18 protein-coding genes and 1 tRNA gene are annotated in these 17,440 nt (G+C 66.9%); 13 read left to right on the top strand and 6 right to left on the bottom strand.

All coding sequences use genetic code 11. From position 1 onward, the window contains the following. Positions 1-56: 56 nt before the first annotated feature. Together J2S73_RS19250 and glk are read right to left on the bottom strand one after the other, a co-directional pair. A tRNA-Gly gene (locus tag J2S73_RS19250) sits at positions 57-131 on the bottom strand. Positions 132-309: 178 nt separating this feature from the next. Beyond that, positions 310-1,347, bottom strand: a complete 1,038-nt coding sequence (gene glk / locus J2S73_RS19245; protein WP_306887303.1) for a glucokinase — start codon at positions 1,345-1,347, stop codon at positions 310-312. Between the two features lie 263 nt (positions 1,348-1,610). On the opposite strand from glk, the gene J2S73_RS19240 reads away from it, so the two are divergent. The 4 genes from J2S73_RS19240 to J2S73_RS19225 all read left to right on the top strand — a co-directional run bounded on the left by J2S73_RS19240 (position 1,611) and on the right by J2S73_RS19225 (position 6,408). After that, the gene (locus J2S73_RS19240) at positions 1,611-2,870 is read left to right on the top strand and encodes a GTP cyclohydrolase II (protein WP_306887301.1); all 1,260 of its coding nucleotides are present in this window, start codon (positions 1,611-1,613) and stop codon (positions 2,868-2,870) included. Further along, a complete protein-coding gene (locus tag J2S73_RS19235; protein WP_306887300.1) occupies positions 2,860-4,095 on the top strand; it encodes a DUF1688 family protein in 1,236 nt (411 codons plus the stop codon). Before J2S73_RS19240 ends, J2S73_RS19235 begins: the two co-directional genes overlap by 11 nt. Positions 4,096-4,122: 27 nt before the next feature. Continuing rightward, positions 4,123-4,752 (top strand): uracil phosphoribosyltransferase, encoded by a 630-nt coding sequence (gene upp, locus J2S73_RS19230; protein ID WP_306887299.1) that lies wholly within the window; start codon positions 4,123-4,125, stop codon positions 4,750-4,752. A gap of 156 nt (positions 4,753-4,908) precedes the next feature. Then, on the top strand, positions 4,909-6,408 hold the full coding sequence (locus J2S73_RS19225; protein WP_306887298.1) for a phosphomannomutase/phosphoglucomutase: 1,500 nt from the start codon (positions 4,909-4,911) through the stop codon (positions 6,406-6,408). Between the two features lie 331 nt (positions 6,409-6,739). Here the strand turns inward: J2S73_RS19225 and J2S73_RS19220 are convergent, their stop codons facing one another. Then, positions 6,740-7,237: a MaoC/PaaZ C-terminal domain-containing protein gene (locus J2S73_RS19220; protein ID WP_306887297.1), complete on the bottom strand. Its 498-nt coding sequence runs from the start codon at positions 7,235-7,237 to the stop codon at positions 6,740-6,742. Between the two features lie 816 nt (positions 7,238-8,053). Between J2S73_RS19220 and J2S73_RS19215 the strand changes: the two genes are divergently transcribed. The 4 genes from J2S73_RS19215 (at position 8,054) to J2S73_RS19200 (ending at position 11,147) form a co-directional block, all read left to right on the top strand. Beyond that, entirely contained in the window at positions 8,054-8,218 is a 165-nt protein-coding gene (locus J2S73_RS19215; RefSeq protein WP_306887296.1) for a hypothetical protein, read from the top strand. A 144-nt stretch (positions 8,219-8,362) separates the two neighbouring features. Next, positions 8,363-9,745, top strand: coding sequence for a leucyl aminopeptidase family protein (locus J2S73_RS19210; protein WP_306887295.1), 1,383 nt, complete (start codon positions 8,363-8,365; stop codon positions 9,743-9,745). Then, complete coding sequence (locus J2S73_RS19205; RefSeq protein WP_306887294.1) at positions 9,742-10,689, top strand: C40 family peptidase; 948 nt, start codon at positions 9,742-9,744, stop codon at positions 10,687-10,689. The genes J2S73_RS19210 and J2S73_RS19205 overlap by 4 nt, the downstream gene beginning before the upstream one ends. Before the next feature lie 170 nt (positions 10,690-10,859). Beyond that, positions 10,860-11,147, top strand: a complete 288-nt coding sequence (locus J2S73_RS19200; RefSeq protein WP_306887293.1) for a GIY-YIG nuclease family protein — start codon at positions 10,860-10,862, stop codon at positions 11,145-11,147. Between the two features lie 93 nt (positions 11,148-11,240). On the opposite strand, the gene J2S73_RS19195 is transcribed toward J2S73_RS19200, so the two are convergent. Continuing rightward, positions 11,241-12,185 carry a 2-hydroxyacid dehydrogenase gene (locus J2S73_RS19195; protein ID WP_306887292.1) on the bottom strand — a complete coding sequence of 315 codons (945 nt, stop codon included), beginning with the start codon at positions 12,183-12,185 and terminating at the stop codon, positions 11,241-11,243. Between the two features lie 86 nt (positions 12,186-12,271). Next, positions 12,272-13,444, bottom strand: a complete 1,173-nt coding sequence (locus J2S73_RS19190; RefSeq protein WP_306887291.1) for a DNA recombination protein RmuC — start codon at positions 13,442-13,444, stop codon at positions 12,272-12,274. A gap of 127 nt (positions 13,445-13,571) precedes the next feature. Here J2S73_RS19190 and J2S73_RS19185 point away from each other — a divergent pair, with 127 nt between their 5' ends. From J2S73_RS19185 to J2S73_RS19165, 5 genes are all read left to right on the top strand, one after another. Then, the gene (locus J2S73_RS19185; protein WP_306887290.1) at positions 13,572-14,096 is read left to right on the top strand and encodes a peptide deformylase; all 525 of its coding nucleotides are present in this window, start codon (positions 13,572-13,574) and stop codon (positions 14,094-14,096) included. Between the two features lie 56 nt (positions 14,097-14,152). Beyond that, the gene (gene fmt / locus J2S73_RS19180; protein ID WP_306887289.1) at positions 14,153-15,085 is read left to right on the top strand and encodes a methionyl-tRNA formyltransferase; all 933 of its coding nucleotides are present in this window, start codon (positions 14,153-14,155) and stop codon (positions 15,083-15,085) included. A gap of 12 nt (positions 15,086-15,097) precedes the next feature. Continuing rightward, positions 15,098-15,835, top strand: coding sequence for a tRNA pseudouridine(38-40) synthase TruA (gene truA / locus J2S73_RS19175; protein WP_306887288.1), 738 nt, complete (start codon positions 15,098-15,100; stop codon positions 15,833-15,835). Positions 15,836-15,864: 29 nt separating this feature from the next. Then, positions 15,865-16,338 carry a hypothetical protein gene (locus J2S73_RS19170; RefSeq protein WP_306887287.1) on the top strand — a complete coding sequence of 158 codons (474 nt, stop codon included), beginning with the start codon at positions 15,865-15,867 and terminating at the stop codon, positions 16,336-16,338. 172 nt (positions 16,339-16,510) lie between these two features. Further along, on the top strand, positions 16,511-17,056 hold the full coding sequence (locus tag J2S73_RS19165) for an adenine phosphoribosyltransferase (RefSeq protein WP_306887286.1): 546 nt from the start codon (positions 16,511-16,513) through the stop codon (positions 17,054-17,056). 55 nt (positions 17,057-17,111) lie between these two features. Here J2S73_RS19165 and J2S73_RS19160 read toward each other — a convergent pair whose 3' ends face one another. Next, positions 17,112-17,423 (bottom strand): hypothetical protein, encoded by a 312-nt coding sequence (locus tag J2S73_RS19160; RefSeq protein WP_306887285.1) that lies wholly within the window; start codon positions 17,421-17,423, stop codon positions 17,112-17,114. Positions 17,424-17,440 lie beyond the last annotated feature (17 nt).

The raw sequence follows: 17,440 nt of genomic DNA, 5'->3' as shown, positions 1-17,440 counted from the left end.
GCCGAGCGCCAGGGCGGCGCTTGCGCAGTCAGATCGAGATTTTGCCGGAGAGAATATGGAGCGGGCGATGGGATTCGAACCCACGACCCCAACCTTGGCAAGGTTGTGCTCTACCCCTGAGCTACACCCGCATCGCCGCGGTGCGTCCGCGGCGTCCATAGAGGACGTGGATATGGCGGATCATGGCAGGGAATGCAACACCCTTTCTGCAGGTTGGGGAAAACCTTTTGGAGGGTGGGGACCAGATCGCTCGACATTCCCTGATGGCAAGACCCTGACCGGGGCGGTTCGGCCTTTGCCGGAACCGAATCAGTCGTCCATGTCCTTGCGCGCGAACCGGCGGCCCTGCAGCGAAATGGCGAAGCGGCTCGGGGTGCGCGCGAAGGCGGCGATGCCTTCCAGAGCGGGACGGTCGTGGGTCACCACCGACGTCGGGATGGTCTTCATGATCGCCTGATGGGGCGCTTTTGCTTCGAAGGCGGCACGGAAGTGGCCGTCGGCGAGAAAGCGCCGGATCTTCGGCGCGATGCCGCCGGCGATGTAGACGCCGCCATGGGCCAGGAAAATCAGGGCGAGATCGCCGGCGAACCGGCCGAGATAGGTGCAGAACAGGCGCATCGCCGTGACCGCCGCCTGATCGCCGGCTTCGGCGTGCTCGCTGACGTCCTCGCCGGCGACCGCGGCCGGTTCCACGCCGCGCAGGGCGCAGACCGCGCGGTAGATCCGCAGGATGCCGGGGCCGGACAGCAGCGCTTCGCCGGAAATGCGGCCGTGATAGCGCTCGAACAGCGGCCAGAGTTCGAAGTCCTCGTCCGTCTCCGGGGCGAGACTGATGTGGCCGCCTTCGCCGGGTATCGGAGTGACCCGCCCGGCGGAGTTGACGAGGGCGGACACGCCAAGTCCCGTGCCCGGGCCGATCGCGACGCGCGGGGCGTGCGGCTTCGGCGTGGCTGTCCCCAGCGGGATCAGGTCGCCCTCATCGAGCGATGGCAACGCCAGCGCGAGCGCCTCGAAATCGTTGACGAGCACCATCTCGTCGAGGCCGAAGGTCTCGATCAGCTCGGCCGGATCGATGACCCAGTCGGCGTTGGTGAGCTTGATCGTCGCGACATCGACGGGGCCGGCAATCGCCATCACGATCGATTTGGGAAGCGACGAGGTGCGCGCGAGCACGGCCTGCTCGATCGCCGCCATCGGCGAGTCGTAGTCCGACGTGGAGACGGTCGGAAAATGCTTCATCTCGCTGTAGACGTCCGAGATCATCGCGAAGCGCGCGTTGGTGCCGCCGACGTCGGCAATCAACACCGGGAAGGCCAGTGGATCGTTGTCTCCGTGCGGGCGTGCCATCTGATCTCCTCGGCTCTGGCGGGCAACAGGGGCGCAACGCACGACTGGCAGGATTGGTCCCGAAGAAGGTTGCGCGCGCGCCGAACCTTGGCGGCAGGAAGAATAAGACCGGACCTATTTGGCCGAGCCCACCTGTCACGGTCAATCCGGTAAACGCCGGTCGGCCCCGTCGGATCGTTTCGCAGGAACCGGCTTTGGCATAACGCATTCCGTCGCCATATGACGGGATCGACAAGTGTCGCCTGCCCGTGAGAACGTGTTCAATGACCTCGCCAATCAATCGGACCACCCACATCCGTCTGACGTCGCACCCCGGAGCCGGCGCGCCGGTCAGGTTCCCCATCCGATGGGGCGTGGAGACGCCGGCCGCGCGCGGCCCGGTGGTCGGATCCGTCACGCGGCCGGCCGACCGCAACGTCATCGGAACTTATGGCGGTGCCTATGCTCTGTATCGCGGGCTCGCGGTCGCCGCCGGGGCGCTCAATCCGATCCAGCGACCGGATCTGCGCGACACGGCACCGGTGGTCGACATTCCCGCCAATCCGGCCTGGCATGCGCCCGGGGCCATCGTGGCGCTCGATCCCTGGGGCCACATGGTCGGCGAGGCGTTCGCGCGGGAGATTGCGGAGGGCGTGGACATCCGGCCCACCATCGCCGTCACCCGGTCGCGCTTGACCATGGCGGAAATCGCGATGGCGATCGCCGACGGCCGGCTCGCGCCGGACGGAGAAATCCTGCGGGATGGCGGCGAGGTGGCCGTCACCAAGATCGCGATCGATCCGGTCTGGCACCTGCCCGGCATTGCCCACCGCTTCAACATCACCGAGAGCGCGCTCCGGCGCGTGCTCTTCGAACAGACCGGCGGGATGTATCCCGAACTGGTCACGCGCCCGGATCTGGAGGTCTTCCTGCCGCCGATCGGTGGGGCGACGGTCTATATCTTCGGCGATCCGGAAGGCCTCGCCGATCCGGCCCGCAAGGTGACCTGCCGCGTCCACGACGAGTGCAACGGATCGGACGTGTTCGGCTCCGACATCTGTACCTGCCGGCCCTATCTGATCCATGGGATCGAGGAATGCATCCGGGGCGCGCAGGCGGGCGGCACCGGACTCGTGATCTACAACCGGAAGGAAGGGCGCGCGCTCGGGGAGGTGACGAAGTTCCTCGTCTACAACGCCCGCAAGCGGGCTGCGGCCGGCGACACCGCCGACGCCTATTTCGAGCGGACCGAATGCGTGGCCGGCGTGCAGGATGCCCGGTTCCAGGAACTCATGCCCGACGTGTTCCACTGGCTAGGCGTGACGAAGATCGACCGGTTCGTCTCCATGTCGAACATGAAATACGAGGCGGTGACGGGCTCCGGCGTTGCGATCGGGGAGCGGGTGCCGATCCCGCCCGAGCTGGTTCCGGAAGACGCCCACGTGGAGATCGAGGCGAAGAAGGCGGCCGGCTACTATTCGGCCGACGAACCGGCAGGCGCGCCCCTGTCGGACGTGCGCGGGCGGGGCCTCGATGACCGCTGAACGCGAAGCCTACGGGCGCCTGATGCGAGCCGGCGCGGTGCGCGAGCGGAGCGCGCGGCTGTTCGCGCTCGCGGAGGAGGGCGGGCTTCCGGGCCTTACGCTTCATCTCGACCGCATGGACGAGGTCGCGGCGCGGGTAGCGGCCGTGACCCAGGCGCGGTTTCCCGATCTCTCGGTGTCGCTGCATTCGCGCTGGCGCCACTTCGAGGCCGGCGGGTTGGACCGCTGGGGCATGCTGGCGGGTGCCCGCGGTTTCGACAGCCCGCGCCAGGCGGCGCGTGCCGCCGCTGATCTCGCCGTCGTCAGCGTGCTGCTGGATGCCGGCGCCGGGTCCGAATGGCATTACCGGGAGGCGCTGACCGGAGAAACCCATGCCCGGTCGGAAGGGCTCGCGATCGCGTCCCTGGCTATGTTCGCAGGCGGCCTCTTCTCCGGTGTTCCTGCCGATCCCCTCCGCGCCGATGCGGTCGCGCTGGCGGCGATCGGCGAGGACGAACTCGCCAGTGGGCTTCAGGTCTCGCCGGACAACCCCATCGTCGGCCTGTCCGGCCGCACCCAGGTGCTGGCGCGGCTTGCCCATGCGATGGAGAACCGGCGCGATCTCTTCGCCGTGGACGACGACCCGCGTCCGGGCGGGCTGATCGACGCGCTGATCTACCGGGCCGAAGAAGGCCGTGTGCCCGCCGCGACGATCCTCGACGTGGTGCTCGACGGGCTGACGCCGGCGTTCCCCGGGCGCCTGGAACTGGCGGGCATGCCGCTGGGCGACACCTGGCGCCATCCGTCGTTGAGCGGCGAGGAGCCGGGCGCGGATCTGGTGCCCTTCCACAAGCTTTCCACCTGGCTCGCGCTGTCGCTGATCGAACCGCTCGACCTGGCAGGCGTCGAGGTCACCGACCTGGACGGACTGCCGGGGCTCGCCGAATACCGCAACGGCGGCCTGTTCATCGACGGCGGGGTGATCTCGCTGGCCGACCCGGACGACGCGCAGCGTTCGCACCCGGTCGACAGTCCTCTGATCGTCGGCTGGCGCGCGCTGACGGTGTGTCTGCTGGATGTCCTTGCAGAGAAGGTGCGCGGGCGTCTCGACGTGGCGCCGTCGGTCTTTCCGCTCGCCTGCGTGCTGGAAGGCGGAAGCTGGGCGGCCGGCCGGGCCATTGCGCTGGAGCGCCGTGCCGACGCCGGTCCGCCGCTGCGCGTCGACAGCGATGGCACCGTTTTCTGAAAGCTCTCCAACAGGACAGAACCCGACATGAGCGATGTGACGGTCGTCGACCATCCCCTGGTGCAGCACAAGCTGACTCTGATGCGCGTCAAGGACACTTCGACGGCCAGTTTCCGTCGCCTGATCCGCGAGATGGCGACCCTGCTCTGCTATGAGGCGACCCGGGACCTGGCGCTCGAAGAGGTGGAGATCGAAACGCCGCTCACCCGGACCCGGTCGCCGCTGCTTGCCGGCAAGAAGCTCGTGTTCGCGTCGATCCTCAGGGCCGGGACCGGCCTTCTCGACGGCATGCTGGATCTGGTGCCGGCGGCCCGCGTGGCGCATATCGGCCTCTACCGGGATCCCCAGACGCTGCAGGCGGTGGAGTACTACTTCAAAGCCCCCGAGGATCTGGACGAGCGGCTGGTCATCGTCGTCGATCCGATGCTGGCGACCGGGCACTCTGCGATCGCGGCCATCGACCGGCTGAAGGAGCGGGGCGCCACCAACATCCGGTTCGTGTGCGTGCTGGCGTCGCCGGAAGGCCTGTCCGCGCTCCAGGGACACCACCCGGACGTCTCCATCATCACCGCCGCGATCGACGAGGGACTGAACGAGCACGCCTACATCGTGCCGGGGCTCGGCGACGCCGGCGACCGCATTTTCGGCACGAAGTAGGTGCACCTCCGCCGCCGGGTCGTCTGACGCCCTCCGCCAGCGTGCGCCAGGTTCGAATCTTGAGCCACTTCTTGTCGATCCCGTGCTTCCACGGGATCGGAAAAGGCTCTAGGAGAGGCGCAACCAATCGAAAAGCCGGACCGAGGAAAGCTCGCCATGTTCCCCAAGCCGAAGCCGCAGCTCACCCCCAACACCTACGCCTTCGAATCCGAGCCGATGGTCAAGGCTACCGGGTTCCGCGAGTACGATGCGCGGTGGATCTTCGGCAAGGAGATCAACGTGATGGGCGTGCAGGCGCTGGGCATGGGGCTAGGCACGCTGCTCAAGGAGATGGGCAAGCCCCAGGAGATCGTGACCGGTCACGATTTCCGGTCCTATTCCTCGACCATCAAGATGGCGCTGGTCTCCGGCCTGATGGCGGCCGGGTGCAAGGTGCACGACATCGGCCTGGCGCTGACGCCGATGGCCTATTTCGCCCAGTTCGAGCTGGACGTGCCGGCCTGCGCCATGGTCACGGCGTCCCACAACGAGAACGGCTGGACCGGCGTGAAGATGGGCGCCGACCGGCCGCGCACCTTCGGGCCTGACGAGATGGGCCGGCTCAAGGAGATCGTGCTGAACGCGGCGTTCGATCTCGCCGGCGGCGGCTCCTACGTGTTCGTGGAGAACTTCCCCAAGCGCTACATCGACGATCTGGTGAAGGACCGCGCCATCAAACGGCCGCTCAAGGTCGTCGCGGCCTGCGGCAACGGGACGGCGGGCGCATTCGCGCCGGAAGCGCTGGAGCGGCTTGGCGTCGAGGTGATCCCGCTGGACACCGAGCTCGACCACTCCTTCCCGAAATACAATCCGAACCCGGAAGACATGGAGATGCTCCATGCGATCCGCGACGCGGTTCTGGAGCACAAGGCGGATGTCGGCTTCGGCTTCGACGGCGACGGCGACCGCTGCGGCGTGATCGACGAGAAGGGGCAGGAGATCTATGCCGACGTGATCGGCGTGATGCTGGCCCGGGATCTGTCCAAACTGCATCCCGACGCGACCTTCGTGGCCGACGTGAAGTCGACCGGCCTCTATCAGACCGACCCGGTCCTGAAGGAAAACCGCGCCCACATCGACTACTGGAAGACCGGCCACTCCCACATCAAGCGGCGGGTGACCGAGCTCAATGCCGTCGCCGGCTTCGAGAAGTCCGGCCACTTCTTCTTCAACCCGCCGGTGGGCCGCGGCTATGACGACGGTCTCGTCTCCGCGCTCGCGATCCTGGAGATGCTCGACCGCAATCCGGACAAGTCGATGTCGGATCTGCGCGGCGAACTCCAGAAGACCTGGCAGACCCCGACCATGTCGCCCCATTGCGACGACGAGAAGAAGTACGGCGTCGTCGACAAGGTGGTGAAGCGCTTCGAGGAGATGCATGCCAACGGCGAAAAGGTCGCGGGCCAGCCCATCTCCGAGTTGGTGACCGTCAACGGGGTCCGCGTCATCGCCGAGGACGGGACGTGGGGCCTTGTGCGCGCCTCGTCCAACAAGCCGGAGCTGGTCGTGGTGATCGAAAGCCCGGTCTCCGAGGAGCGCATGCGCGAGATGTTCAAGGCCGTGGACGGCGTACTCCGGGAGAACCCGGAAGTCGGCGACTACAACCAGAGCATCTAGGCTTTGTATCGCTCACGCCGAGTGCGCTGACGCGCACCGGCTGCGCGGGCGCGGGCTGGTTTCTTTCCCCTCACGCGGAGTTCGCTTCGCTCACCCGCTCCGGGTGGGCGGCCTCCGGCCGGCGCGCGGTCGCGCGCTGGTTCGAGTGATATGGCGAGGCGGTGCCTGTTTTGCTCTGCCGTCAGCCCCACGGCTCCGCTCATCCCCGCGAAAGCGGGGATCCAGGGCGACGTGACCCGGAGCCGGTGAGCGAAGCGAGCTCGGCGTGAGGTCATCGTTTTTCGTCGCAACGTCGGACGGAAAACCGGTTCCCACTTTCCCTGGCGTTGCTCTAAGGCTTGCTGGCGATCAGATAGCGGTAGGCATAGTCGGCGACGATCACGCCGTCCTGGTTGCGGACCCGGCAGTTCAGCCGGGCGAAACCGCGGTCGGGCTTGGAGGCGGACCGCTTCAGGTCGCTCCACCAGGCCTCTACGGCCAGCGTGTCGCCGGCGCGCACGGGGTTGGTGAAGGACACCGCGTCAAGGCCGAGGCCCGACAGCACCACGAGACCATGCTGGCCTTCGACGACGAGCCGGGTGCATAGGGCCACTGTGTGGATGCCTGAGGCGACCAGCTCGCCGAAAATCGAACTGCCGGCCTCGTCGGAGGAGATGTGGAAGGGCTGCGGGTCGTAGGCGCGGCCGAAGGCGATGATGTCGTCTTCGGTCAGGGTCACTGACAGGGGGGGAAGGCGCTGGCCGTCGGCGAGGTCCTCGAAATAGCGCGGGGCCGGGGCATGTGCCGCGTCGTTATCCCGCTGTGCCCGGATCGCATCCGCCGCCGCCATCAATCACCCTCCCGCATGCCCGGCTACGCTGGGCCGTGTTTCCGGAGCCGTTCCCGCGCAGATGAATCCATCTGCCCGGCAGGTCATGGCTCCAGGTTCAAACCCTGAGCAGGTCTTCTCGTTCGAACCGAGTCAGCCCGAACAGCAAAGCCCTAAGCTCCGCGTCGGCGGCGCTGTTCGTCAAGTGCGTTTGGCGATTTGCGCTGAATCCGTCGTGCGATCGGGCCGCATTGTGCGTGGAGGAGGGGTGGAAAGGGGCGCTCAAGCCGAAAAGCGCGGATCCTTTCGGAGCCACGCCTTCCGGTAGCTGTCAGTGCCTGCGGCCGGCGAACCAGTGCCAGGCCTGCCGCGACGCGGAGCCGACGCGGCTCGTTGCGGGTTTTTCGGGCCGGGTCTTGGGCTGGCAATACAGGGCACGTCCGAGAACGAGTTCGTTCAACATGGCGGCCTCCTTTCTGAAGCTCTTGTCCTTGACTGAGACAGATATGCACATTGTGCGCCCGCATTTCAAGAAAAAAGTGCAACAGGTGCGCTTTTGGCCGTTTACGGCCATTTCTGGCGGTGTCTGCGGCCTGATTGCACGCCGAAGGGCGCGCCCGGACGACGCCTGGGGGGTGCCCGAACGATTTGACCGGTTCCGCTTAGAGCAAATTAACCTTGCGCCGCAGTTGCCCGGCGGCAGAGGCCGCGGGCACGTCCGCATTAACGCTTGCGCAACGGGGCGCGCCCATCGTCGCTCCCATGAGGCGATCGTCACAACAAAGCCGGAAGACAATCGGTGTGACGCAAAGCAAGCGGACAAGCGGGAGATGGGTCATGCGGACCCGCGTCAAACAAGTGGACCGGATTGAACGCGAGGGGAGTGCTGGCGAGCTTGGGCTCGTGGCGGCTCTCCTCGCCTCGGCCATTGCCGTCGCGCTGATGGCGGTCGGTGGCCCGATCCTCGATCTCGTGGGCTGGATGTTCGGAGCCGGTTTCTAGATACCGGACGGACGCGCGCCGGAGTGACCGAAGATCACTGCGCGGGACCTTCCGATCCGGCGACAAGCTGATAAAACCCCCAATGGCAGGTCCGGTCGAATCCGGCCGTCGCCACCACGACAGCGAGAGCCATGGGGTTGTGAATTGGATACGTGTCTCGTCGATCAGGCCGGTGAGGCCGGCGCCATTCCCGTCTATGCGGCGACGACGGCGACATTGGACGGCGTGATCGAGAGCCTGCCCTCGCCCATGTCGGAGTGGGCGCGCGCCAACGATTTCAAGGCGTCGGCGGGATCCGTGCTGGCCTGCCCGGATGCGGGCGGGCGCGTGGTGGTGGCGCTCCTGGGGCTCGGGGCACCGGATGCGGTGGAACCGTTCGCGGCCGCAGCCCTCCACAAGCTGCCGGCGGGATCCTACCGGCTGCAGGACGGGTTCGACGACCCGGCGACCAGCGTTCTCGGTTTCGCACTCTCCAGCTACCGGTTCGGCCGCTACACCGAAGCCAAGCCTTCGGGGGTGAAGCTCGTCCTGCCGGCCGAGGTCGATCGGGACGAAATGATCCGGATCATCGAGGCGGCGACGCTCACCCGGGATCTCGTCAACACCCCCGCCAACGATCTCGGGCCCGACGAACTCGCCGCTGCGGCCCGCACCCTGTCGGAGCGCTACGCAGCCTCGTTCTCGGTGATCGAGGGCGACGCGCTGCGCGAAGGCTTCCCGATGATCCACGCCGTGGGGCAGGCCAGCCCGCGCGCACCCAGGCTGATCGATCTGCAATGGGGGCCGGAGGACGCGCCCAAGGTGACCCTCGTCGGCAAGGGCGTGGTGTTCGATACCGGCGGCCTGGACATCAAGCCGCCGAGCTCGATGCTCCTGATGAAGAAGGACATGGGCGGCGCCGCGCATGCGCTCGGTCTGGCACTGATGGTGATGGATGCGGGGCTGCCCGTCCGTCTCCGGGTCCTGATCCCCGCGGTCGAGAACGCGATCTCCGGCAACGCCTTCCGGCCCGGGGACGTGCTGAGGAGCCGGAAGGGGCTGTCCGTCGAGATCGGCAACACCGACGCGGAAGGCCGCCTGATTCTGGCCGACGCGCTGGCGCTCGCCGACGAGGAAACGCCGGACCTCCTGATCGATTTCGCGACCCTGACCGGTGCCGCGCGGGTTGCCCTCGGCCCCGAACTGCCCGCGCTGTTCACTCCCGACGATGATCTGGCGGCGTCGATCCTGCGCCACGGCGAAGCGGTCGACGATCCGCTCTGGCGGTTGCCGCTCTGGCCGGGCTATCGCGCGTGGATCAAGTCGGAGGTCGCCGACGTGAACCATATTTCCTCGCAGCCGCTCGCGGGTGCCATCACGGCGGCGCTCTTTCTGGAGAAATTCGTGGAGAAGGCGCCGAGCTGGGCCCACATCGATCTGTTCGCCTGGTCCTCCAGCGACCGGCCCGGCTATCCGAAAGGGGGCGCGGCGCAGACAATCCGGGCGCTCTACTCGCTCCTGAAGGACCGCGTCGAGGCCCGCACGTGAGCGCCGCCGGTGAGTTCGATCGGCGCCTGAACGCGGTCCGTCCGGATCTGGCCGACGAGCGGTTGAAGGGCCAGGTGTCCGCCGACCGGTTCGTGCAGGCTGAGCGGCGGCGCATCCGGTCTGCGATCGCGCCGCTGCGCCGCGAGCCCCGCCCCGACGCGCCGCTCGACACGGAAGCGCTCGCCGGCGATCTGATCCATGTGTTCGAGGAGACTTCCGAAGGCTGGGCCTGGGTGCAGCGCGCCGAGGACGGCTATGTCGGCTATGTCTCGTCGGACGAGCTCGGCGCCGCCGATCCGGCTCCGACCCACCGTGTCTTCGCATCGGCGACCTTCCTGTTTCCCGGCCCTGACATCAAACTGCCGCCGCTCGGCAGCGTGCCCCTGGGCGCCACTGTGGCGGTTGCAGGGGAAGAGGAGCGCGGCAGCGTGCGCTTTGCGCGCCTCGACACCGGGTCATTCATGGTGGCGCGCCATCTGGCTCCCCTCGATGTGGTGGCGCCGGACTGGGTCTCGGTGGCGGAGAGCTTCATCGGCACGCCCTATCTCTGGGGCGGCACCACGCGCTTCGGCATAGACTGTTCGGGGCTCATCCAGATCGCCTGCCGGATGGCCGGGATCGCCTGCCTGCGCGATTCAGACATGCAGGAAGCCGGCCTAGGCACCGCCGTTGAGGGAGAGGCCTACCAGCGGGGCGATCTCCTGTTCTGGCCGGGCCATGTCGGCGTGATGGTGGACGCCGGCCGTCTGCTCCACGCCAACGGCCACCACATGATGACCATCGTGGAGCCTGTCGAACAGGCCGTTGCGCGCATCGCCAATGTCGCTGGACCGGTGCGGACAGTGCGCCGGATCGACGTTGCCACGGCCGAGCGATCGGTGAGCGACCCGGTGATCGAAGGCCCTGTGATCAGTTCCGCGTCCTGGACCGGCGTCGGGTATTAGGAGACCTACTGCGATCCTCGCCAGGTTGTCGAGCGGGCTCAATACTGATTCGGCTCCTGCCGAGTGGTGAGGCAGCTGCTGGATTCCGGCCTTCGCCGGAATGAGCGGAGTTAAAGTCCAGCGCTGATCGTACGAGGCAACGCCTTGTCGTTCCGTCATCGAGTGCGGGCATGAGTTTTGCGGTCTATCTGCTTGCAAACAGGCGAAACGGCACGCTGTATCTCGGCATGACCGACAACCTTGCTCAGCGGGTATATGAGCATCGCGAAAAAGTCCGACGCGGCTTCTCGGCCCGGTACGGCGTTTCCCGTCTCGTCTGGTATGAAATCCACGATAGCCGGGAGGCGGCGTTCACCCGCGAACGTCAGATCAAGACCTGGCACCGCGCATGGAAGCTCCGCCTGATCGAAGAGATGAATCCGGAGTGGGATGATCTCTACGAAACGCTGCAGCTTTGATTCGCGCCTCGCCTACGACTCCGCTCATTCCGGCGAAGGCCGGAATCCAGGGCTAGGTGCGCCGACAGCGCGATCGTTCGCGTACTCGCCGCTTCAATACCCCACCTTGAGATCCACCACGTTCTGCAGCGGCTCGCCGCGCTCATAGGCATCGATCTGGCCCAGGATGTTGCGGCAGATCGCGGTCGGATCGCTGACGGCGGCCACGTGCGGGGTGACGATCACCCGGGGGTGCGACCAGAACGGGTGAACCTCCGAGAGAGGTTCCGTCTCGAACACGTCGAGGGACGCCGCCTCCAGCGCTCCGGTCGACAGCGCCTTGAGAATGTCGGCCTCGACCTGCAGGCCGCCGCGCCCGGCATTGATCAGGATGGGGCCGGGCAGGGCACCGTTGCGGGCCAGCTTCTCGAACAAATTCATGTTGAGGATGCCGCGGGTGGCGTCGGTGAGCGGCAGCAGCACGACCAGGATATCCGTGCGCCGCAGGAAGCGGTCGAGCCCGGCATCGCCCGAAAACATCTCCACGCCGTCGACGGTCTTCGGGGTGCGGCTCCATCCGGCCACCTGAAACCCCAGCCGGCGGAGGACGTCGGCGGCATCTGATCCGAGCGTGCCCATGCCCATCATCCCGACCCGGACGGCGGAGGCCGGGGGCTGGTCGAGATCGCGCCACTCGCGGCTGCGCTGCTGGTCCAGATAGGCGAGCGCCTGGCGGTGGTGGGTCAGCACCTGCAGCACGATCCACTCCGTCATCCGCATCGTCATGTCCGGCTCCACGGCGCGGACCAGCGGACAGTCGGGCAGGGTCGGGTCGGCCGCGAGCGCGTCCACGCCGGCTCCGAGATTGAAGACAACCTCGAGTTTAGGGAGCGATGCGAGCAGTCCGCTCGGTGGTTTCCAGACCAAAGCGTAGCGGATCGCCGCCGTGTCGTAGTCGTCCTCGCCGTGAACCGCGACGGCACGGCCGCCGGCGAATGCCTCGATCTTGGGGCGCCAGTCGCTGGCAGTGAAACCAGAAGCTGCGAACAGGATGCTCATTCAGGTTGAGTGCCTGCGCGCGGCCGGTCGGTCAAGCCTGACGTCTGGCGCAATTCTCTGGCCCGGCATCGGCAAGCCTCCAAGATCTAGCTTGCGCGCGCGGCCCGGGTCGGACGGGGCTCCTGTGCCTCGCCGTCGGTCTCCATTTCCAGCGCCTCGATGCGGCTGCCGCGCTTGGACACCTTCTCCGCCGAAATCACGATCTGCTCCACGTCCTTCTGGGCCTGGCCGAAGTGCTGCTGGAGCTTCATGACCCGATCGAAGAGACGGTTCACGTCGTCCATGAGATGGCCGACCTCGGCCCGGATCACGTGGGCCTCCTCGCGGATGCGGGCGTCGCGGATCACGGTGACCACGACCTGTATGGCGAGGTGGAGGAGGGTGGGCGACAGCACCACGACCCGGGCCCGGTAGGCGCGCTGGACCACCTCGGGAAACCGTTCGTGGATCTGGGCGAAGAGCGACTCCGACGGCACGAACACGAAGGCGAGGTCCTGGGTCTCGCCGGGGATCAGGTACTTCTTGCGCACATCGTCGATGTGCTTGATCAGGTCGCGCCGGGCGGCCTGCTGAGCCTCCTTCAGGTCCTGCTCGGTCTCAGCCTGCTCGATCCGGGAAAACGATTCCAGCGGAAACTTGGCGTCGATCATCAGGTCGGGCGCGCCGTTGGGCAGGTGGATGGCGCAGTCCGGCCGGGAGTTGTTGGACAGCGTCGGCTGGAAGGTGAAGGACTCCTCCGGCAGCCCGTCGCGGACGATCGCCTCCATCCGGCCCTGTCCGAAGGCGCCGCGGCTCTGCTTGTCGGAAAAGATCCGTTCCAGCTGGGTGACCTGATCGGAGAGGCCCGACATCGTCTTCTGGGCGCTGTCGATCACGGCAAGCCGCTCGTGCAGCTGGCGCAGCGTGTCGTGGGTCGTGTTGGAGGCCTGGGACATGGACGATCCGAGCCGGTGGCCCATGCCGTCGAGGCGCTCCGAAAGCGCCCGCGTCATCTCCGACTGCCGGCTGCCGAAGACCTCCGCCACCGTCTGCAGCCGGCCGGAGGTTTCCGACTGCATGCGCATGAGTTCCGCCATCTGGGCTTCGAGCGCCCGGCTCTTTTCCTCAGCCGCCCGCTCTGTGGCCGTGCGCGACCGATTGGCGCGCACGAGCGCGACAAGAACCAGAAACAGCGCCAGAAGCGCGACGGCCGATATGGCAATCAGCGCCTCGGCGACAGTGAGTGTCCGGCCGAAGAGGACGAATGTGGAATCCGACATCGGCGGAGAATATCTGATTCGCGATTTGTTCTGCTCGCAGCGATTCGGCACTGCGGAACGTGGTAAACGGCGGCCCGAGTGAACGTCGTGCGTTGACCGGACCGCGGGAAGCCCATAAATCGGGCACATGTCGAAACGCCCGATCCTCGTGATACCCGATCCCGTTCTGCGCAAGGTCGCGGAGCCCGTCGCTGCCGTCGATGACGACGTGCGTGCGCTCGTCGATGACATGCTGGAGACCATGTATGCCGCCCCCGGCATCGGTCTCGCCGCGCCCCAGATCGGCGTGCTTGAGCGGATCGTGGTCCTCGACGTGGCTGGAGACGAGGAAGAGAAGGCGCCGATGGCGCTGATCAACCCTGAAATCACCTGGCAGTCCGAAGAGACCCGCGTGCATCAGGAAGGGTGCCTGTCGATCCCCGAATATTATGAGGAGGTCGAGCGGCCGGCCGAGGTGACCGTCCGCTATCTCGATCGGGACGGGGCTGCGCAGGAGATCACGGCCGACGGCATCCTCGCGACCTGCATCCAGCACGAGATCGACCATCTGAACGGCGTTCTGTTCATCGACTATCTCTCGCGGCTGAAGCGCGACCGCGTCACCAAGAAATTCGCCAAGCAGGCGCGCCTCGCCGCCACCGAGAAGGCGTAGCGCCTCTCGACGGACCTCCCTCCGGCCCGCGCCGGTCCAAACGCACGGGATATGCGATGCCGCTCAGGCTCGTCTTCATGGGAACCCCTGACTTCGCGGTGCCGACGCTGACGGAGATCGTCGGCCAGGGGCATGACGTTGCGGCGGTCTACACCCGTGCGCCGGCCCGCTCGGGCCGCGGCATGGAAGCGCGCAAGTCGCCGGTGCACGAGGCGGCCGAACGCTTCGGCCTGCCCGTGCTGACCCCCTCCAGCCTCAAGGGCGAGGAAGCGGCCGCCGCCTTTGCGGCCCATGGTGCCGATGCCGCGATCGTCATCGCCTACGGCATGATCCTGCCGAAGAGCATTCTGGAGGTCCCGGAGGCGGGCTGCTTCAACGTGCATGCCTCGCTGTTGCCGCGCTGGCGGGGGGCCGCGCCGATCCAGCGCGCCATCATGGCGGGCGACGCGGAAACCGGGGTCGCCATCATGCGCATGGAGGCGGGGCTCGATACGGGTCCGGTGTGCATGGAAGAGCGTGTCGCGATCGGCCCGGACATGACGGCCGGCGACCTGCACGACGTCCTTGCCCGGCTCGGAGCGGATCTGATGGTCCGCGCGCTCGGCGCCATTGAGCGCGGCACCCTGGATGCGGTCGCCCAGTCCGACGAGGGCGTGACTTACGCCGACAAGATCGACAAGGCGGAAGCCCGGATCGACTGGTCTCAGCCCGCCGCGCGGGTGCACGACCGGATCCGCGGCCTGTCACCGTTTCCCGGAGCCTGGTGCGAGGTCCCGGCCGGCGACAAGGCCGATCGGGTGAAGGTCCTGCGCTCCGAGATGGCGGAGGGGGCCGGTACGCCGGGAACCCTGCTCGAAGAGGATGGAACCGTTGCGTGCGGCGACGCAGCCATCCGGCTCGTTCAGGTGCAGCGTGCCGGCAAGGCCCCGATGAGCGGCGCTGACCTGCTGCGCGGCCTCCGGCTGGAGCCCGGCACGCAGCTCCTCTGATGGACGGCACGCATGCCGCGCTACAAGCTCACCATCGAATATGACGGAGCCCCGTTCGTCGGCTGGCAGCGCCAGGCCGAAGGCCGGTCCGTTCAGGGGCGTCTGGAGGCGGCGATTGCCGCCTTCGCCGGCGAGAGCGTCACGATCGGCGGGGCCGGGCGGACCGATGCGGGCGTGCACGCGCTCGGGCAGGTCGCCCATGTCGATCTCGGCAAGGACTGGCCGAGCGATACCGTGCGCGACGCCACCAACGCGCACCTTCGCCCGGATCCGATCGCGGTCGTCGCCGCGGAGCAGGTCGGCGATGATTTCGACGCCCGCTTTTCCGCGAGCGCACGCCACTATCTCTACCGGATCGTGAACCGCAGGGCGCCGCTGGCGATCGAGGCCGGCCGCGCCTGGCAGGTGGGCACGCCGCTCGACGCCGATGCCATGCACGCCGGCGCCCAGGCCCTGGTCGGGCACCACGACTTCACCACGTTCCGCTCCGCCCAGTGTCAGGCGGCCAGCCCGAACAAGACGCTGGACCGGCTCGACGTGATGCGCACGGCCGACGAAATCGCGGTGCGGGCATCGGCCCGGTCGTTCCTGCACAATCAGGTGCGTTCGATGGTCGGGTCGCTGGTCCAGGTCGGGCTCGGCAAGTGGACACCCGGGGACATGAAGGCCGCACTGGACGCGGCGGAGCGGTCACGGTGCGGTCCGGTCGCGCCGGCGACGGGGCTCTATCTGGTCAAGGTCGACTACTGAGGCGGCAGTCCCGCTATCTGATTTGCCGGATGCTGATGCCTATCCAGTGGTTGCGCGCTCCGCTGCTTTGTTTCTATAAAATCACATTGATTATTTCTTGGAAGGTAAAAATGAAGACATACGCTGCGATTGCTGTCATTGCTGGCTCGATGGGCCTCTTCATCTCCTCGAGCGCCGTTTCCGCGGGTAGTGTGCCTCACAATATCGGTGTGGAAACACGCATCGATCAGATTGCCGGCCAGAGGGTGAAGCTCAACGGGCAGGAGGTTGCTGCGGCTTACGTCGGCAAGACAGTGTCTTCGCGGCAGCATTCGACCACCTACAAGCCCGATGGGACCTGGGTGAACAAGAGCGGTCAGAAAGGACGCTACAAAATCTCGAACAAGGGGATCCTGTCGATGACCGGTGACATCAATATTCGTCTCGAGGTCTTCCGCGAGGGAAACCGCTACTATAACCGGAATGTTCAAAGCGGTGCCGGCGGCTACTATACCGCGAACTGATTTCGCGTGACGGCCCCTTAGCGGCGCCGGCCGATCGTTGATCGGCGTTTGAGAACTGGGCTGTCGGCGGTCGTTGCGTCGCCGGCATTCCCGCTTTATCCCCGCCAATATGTGACACGAGAAGTCCGGCGCAGAGCTTCACGGCCGGTTGGCGGAGCGGAGACCACCCGACATGTCCGACTACACCAAGCCCGCGCTTGAAGACCTGATCCGGACGATCCCGGACTATCCGAAGCAGGGGATCCAGTTCCGCGACGTCACCACCCTGATCGCCGATCCGGTCGGACTGCGGACGGCGATCGACGGCCTGCTGTGGCCGTTCCTGAAACAGAATGTCGACGTGGTGGTGGGCATCGAGGCGCGCGGGTTCATTCTCGGCGGCGCCGTCGCCCATGAGCTCGGCCGCGGCTTCGTGCCGATCCGCAAGAAGGGCAAGCTGCCGGGCAAGACGATCGGGCAGGACTACACCCTGGAATACGGCGTCGACACGATCGAGATCCATGCCGACGCCATCGCGCCCGGCCAGCGTGTGCTTCTAATCGACGACCTGATCGCGACCGGCGGGACGGCGGATGCCGGACTGGAACTTCTCAGGCGATCTCAGGCGTCCGTGGTCGGGGCGGCGTTCATCGTGGACCTGCCGGACCTCGGCGGATCGAAGAAGCTCCGTGACAAGGGCGTCCTGGTGCACTCGCTGCTGTCCTACGCCGGCGACTGAGCGGGCGTCCGCGCCCTGAGCCCGTTGCTGGCGGTCCCCTGCCTCACGCCCGGTCCTAACCGGAGCCGAAGGCGTGTGACGATCCGGCACGCTCCGACCACCGCCGCTCGGGCGCCAGCAGCCAGCGCAGACCGTTTTCGGGAAGATTGGACGCGTAGTCCCGACTGATCCGGACCACGAACATCCGGTCGCCGGGGTCGCACGCCTGTTTCAAAGCCTTCAGGATATCCTCGGCGGCGGTATCGGCATCGAGAAGCCAGAGCGACGCGTCGATGCGACAGGCATCGCGGGCGCTGGCGCGCACCTGCCGGTCGACAGCCTCCGGCGGGTGGCTCGGCGACGTGTAGGAAACGAGAAAGATCGGCATGGGTAGTGCGGCCCCCA

It is taken from the genome of Amorphus orientalis, assembly GCF_030814015.1.
Classification (GTDB): domain Bacteria; phylum Pseudomonadota; class Alphaproteobacteria; order Rhizobiales; family Amorphaceae; genus Amorphus; species Amorphus orientalis.
The sequence above is the reverse complement of the archived record's forward strand: the minus strand, read 5'-3'. Positions and strand labels throughout refer to the sequence as shown.

Coding starts and splice junctions, on each gene's coding strand:
- glk (WP_306887303.1), bottom strand. CDS start 1,347: ATGGCACGCCCGCACGGAGACAACGATCCACTGGCCTTCCCGGTGTTG.
- J2S73_RS19240 (WP_306887301.1), top strand. CDS start 1,611: ATGACCTCGCCAATCAATCGGACCACCCACATCCGTCTGACGTCGCAC.
- J2S73_RS19235 (WP_306887300.1), top strand. CDS start 2,860: ATGACCGCTGAACGCGAAGCCTACGGGCGCCTGATGCGAGCCGGCGCG.
- upp (WP_306887299.1), top strand. CDS start 4,123: ATGAGCGATGTGACGGTCGTCGACCATCCCCTGGTGCAGCACAAGCTG.
- J2S73_RS19225 (WP_306887298.1), top strand. CDS start 4,909: ATGTTCCCCAAGCCGAAGCCGCAGCTCACCCCCAACACCTACGCCTTC.
- J2S73_RS19220 (WP_306887297.1), bottom strand. CDS start 7,237: ATGGCGGCGGCGGATGCGATCCGGGCACAGCGGGATAACGACGCGGCA.
- J2S73_RS19215 (WP_306887296.1), top strand. CDS start 8,054: ATGCGGACCCGCGTCAAACAAGTGGACCGGATTGAACGCGAGGGGAGT.
- J2S73_RS19200 (WP_306887293.1), top strand. CDS start 10,860: ATGAGTTTTGCGGTCTATCTGCTTGCAAACAGGCGAAACGGCACGCTG.
- J2S73_RS19195 (WP_306887292.1), bottom strand. CDS start 12,185: ATGAGCATCCTGTTCGCAGCTTCTGGTTTCACTGCCAGCGACTGGCGC.
- J2S73_RS19190 (WP_306887291.1), bottom strand. CDS start 13,444: ATGTCGGATTCCACATTCGTCCTCTTCGGCCGGACACTCACTGTCGCC.
- J2S73_RS19185 (WP_306887290.1), top strand. CDS start 13,572: ATGTCGAAACGCCCGATCCTCGTGATACCCGATCCCGTTCTGCGCAAG.
- fmt (WP_306887289.1), top strand. CDS start 14,153: ATGCCGCTCAGGCTCGTCTTCATGGGAACCCCTGACTTCGCGGTGCCG.
- truA (WP_306887288.1), top strand. CDS start 15,098: ATGCCGCGCTACAAGCTCACCATCGAATATGACGGAGCCCCGTTCGTC.
- J2S73_RS19170 (WP_306887287.1), top strand. CDS start 15,865: ATGCTGATGCCTATCCAGTGGTTGCGCGCTCCGCTGCTTTGTTTCTAT.
- J2S73_RS19165 (WP_306887286.1), top strand. CDS start 16,511: ATGTCCGACTACACCAAGCCCGCGCTTGAAGACCTGATCCGGACGATC.
- J2S73_RS19160 (WP_306887285.1), bottom strand. CDS start 17,423: ATGCCGATCTTTCTCGTTTCCTACACGTCGCCGAGCCACCCGCCGGAG.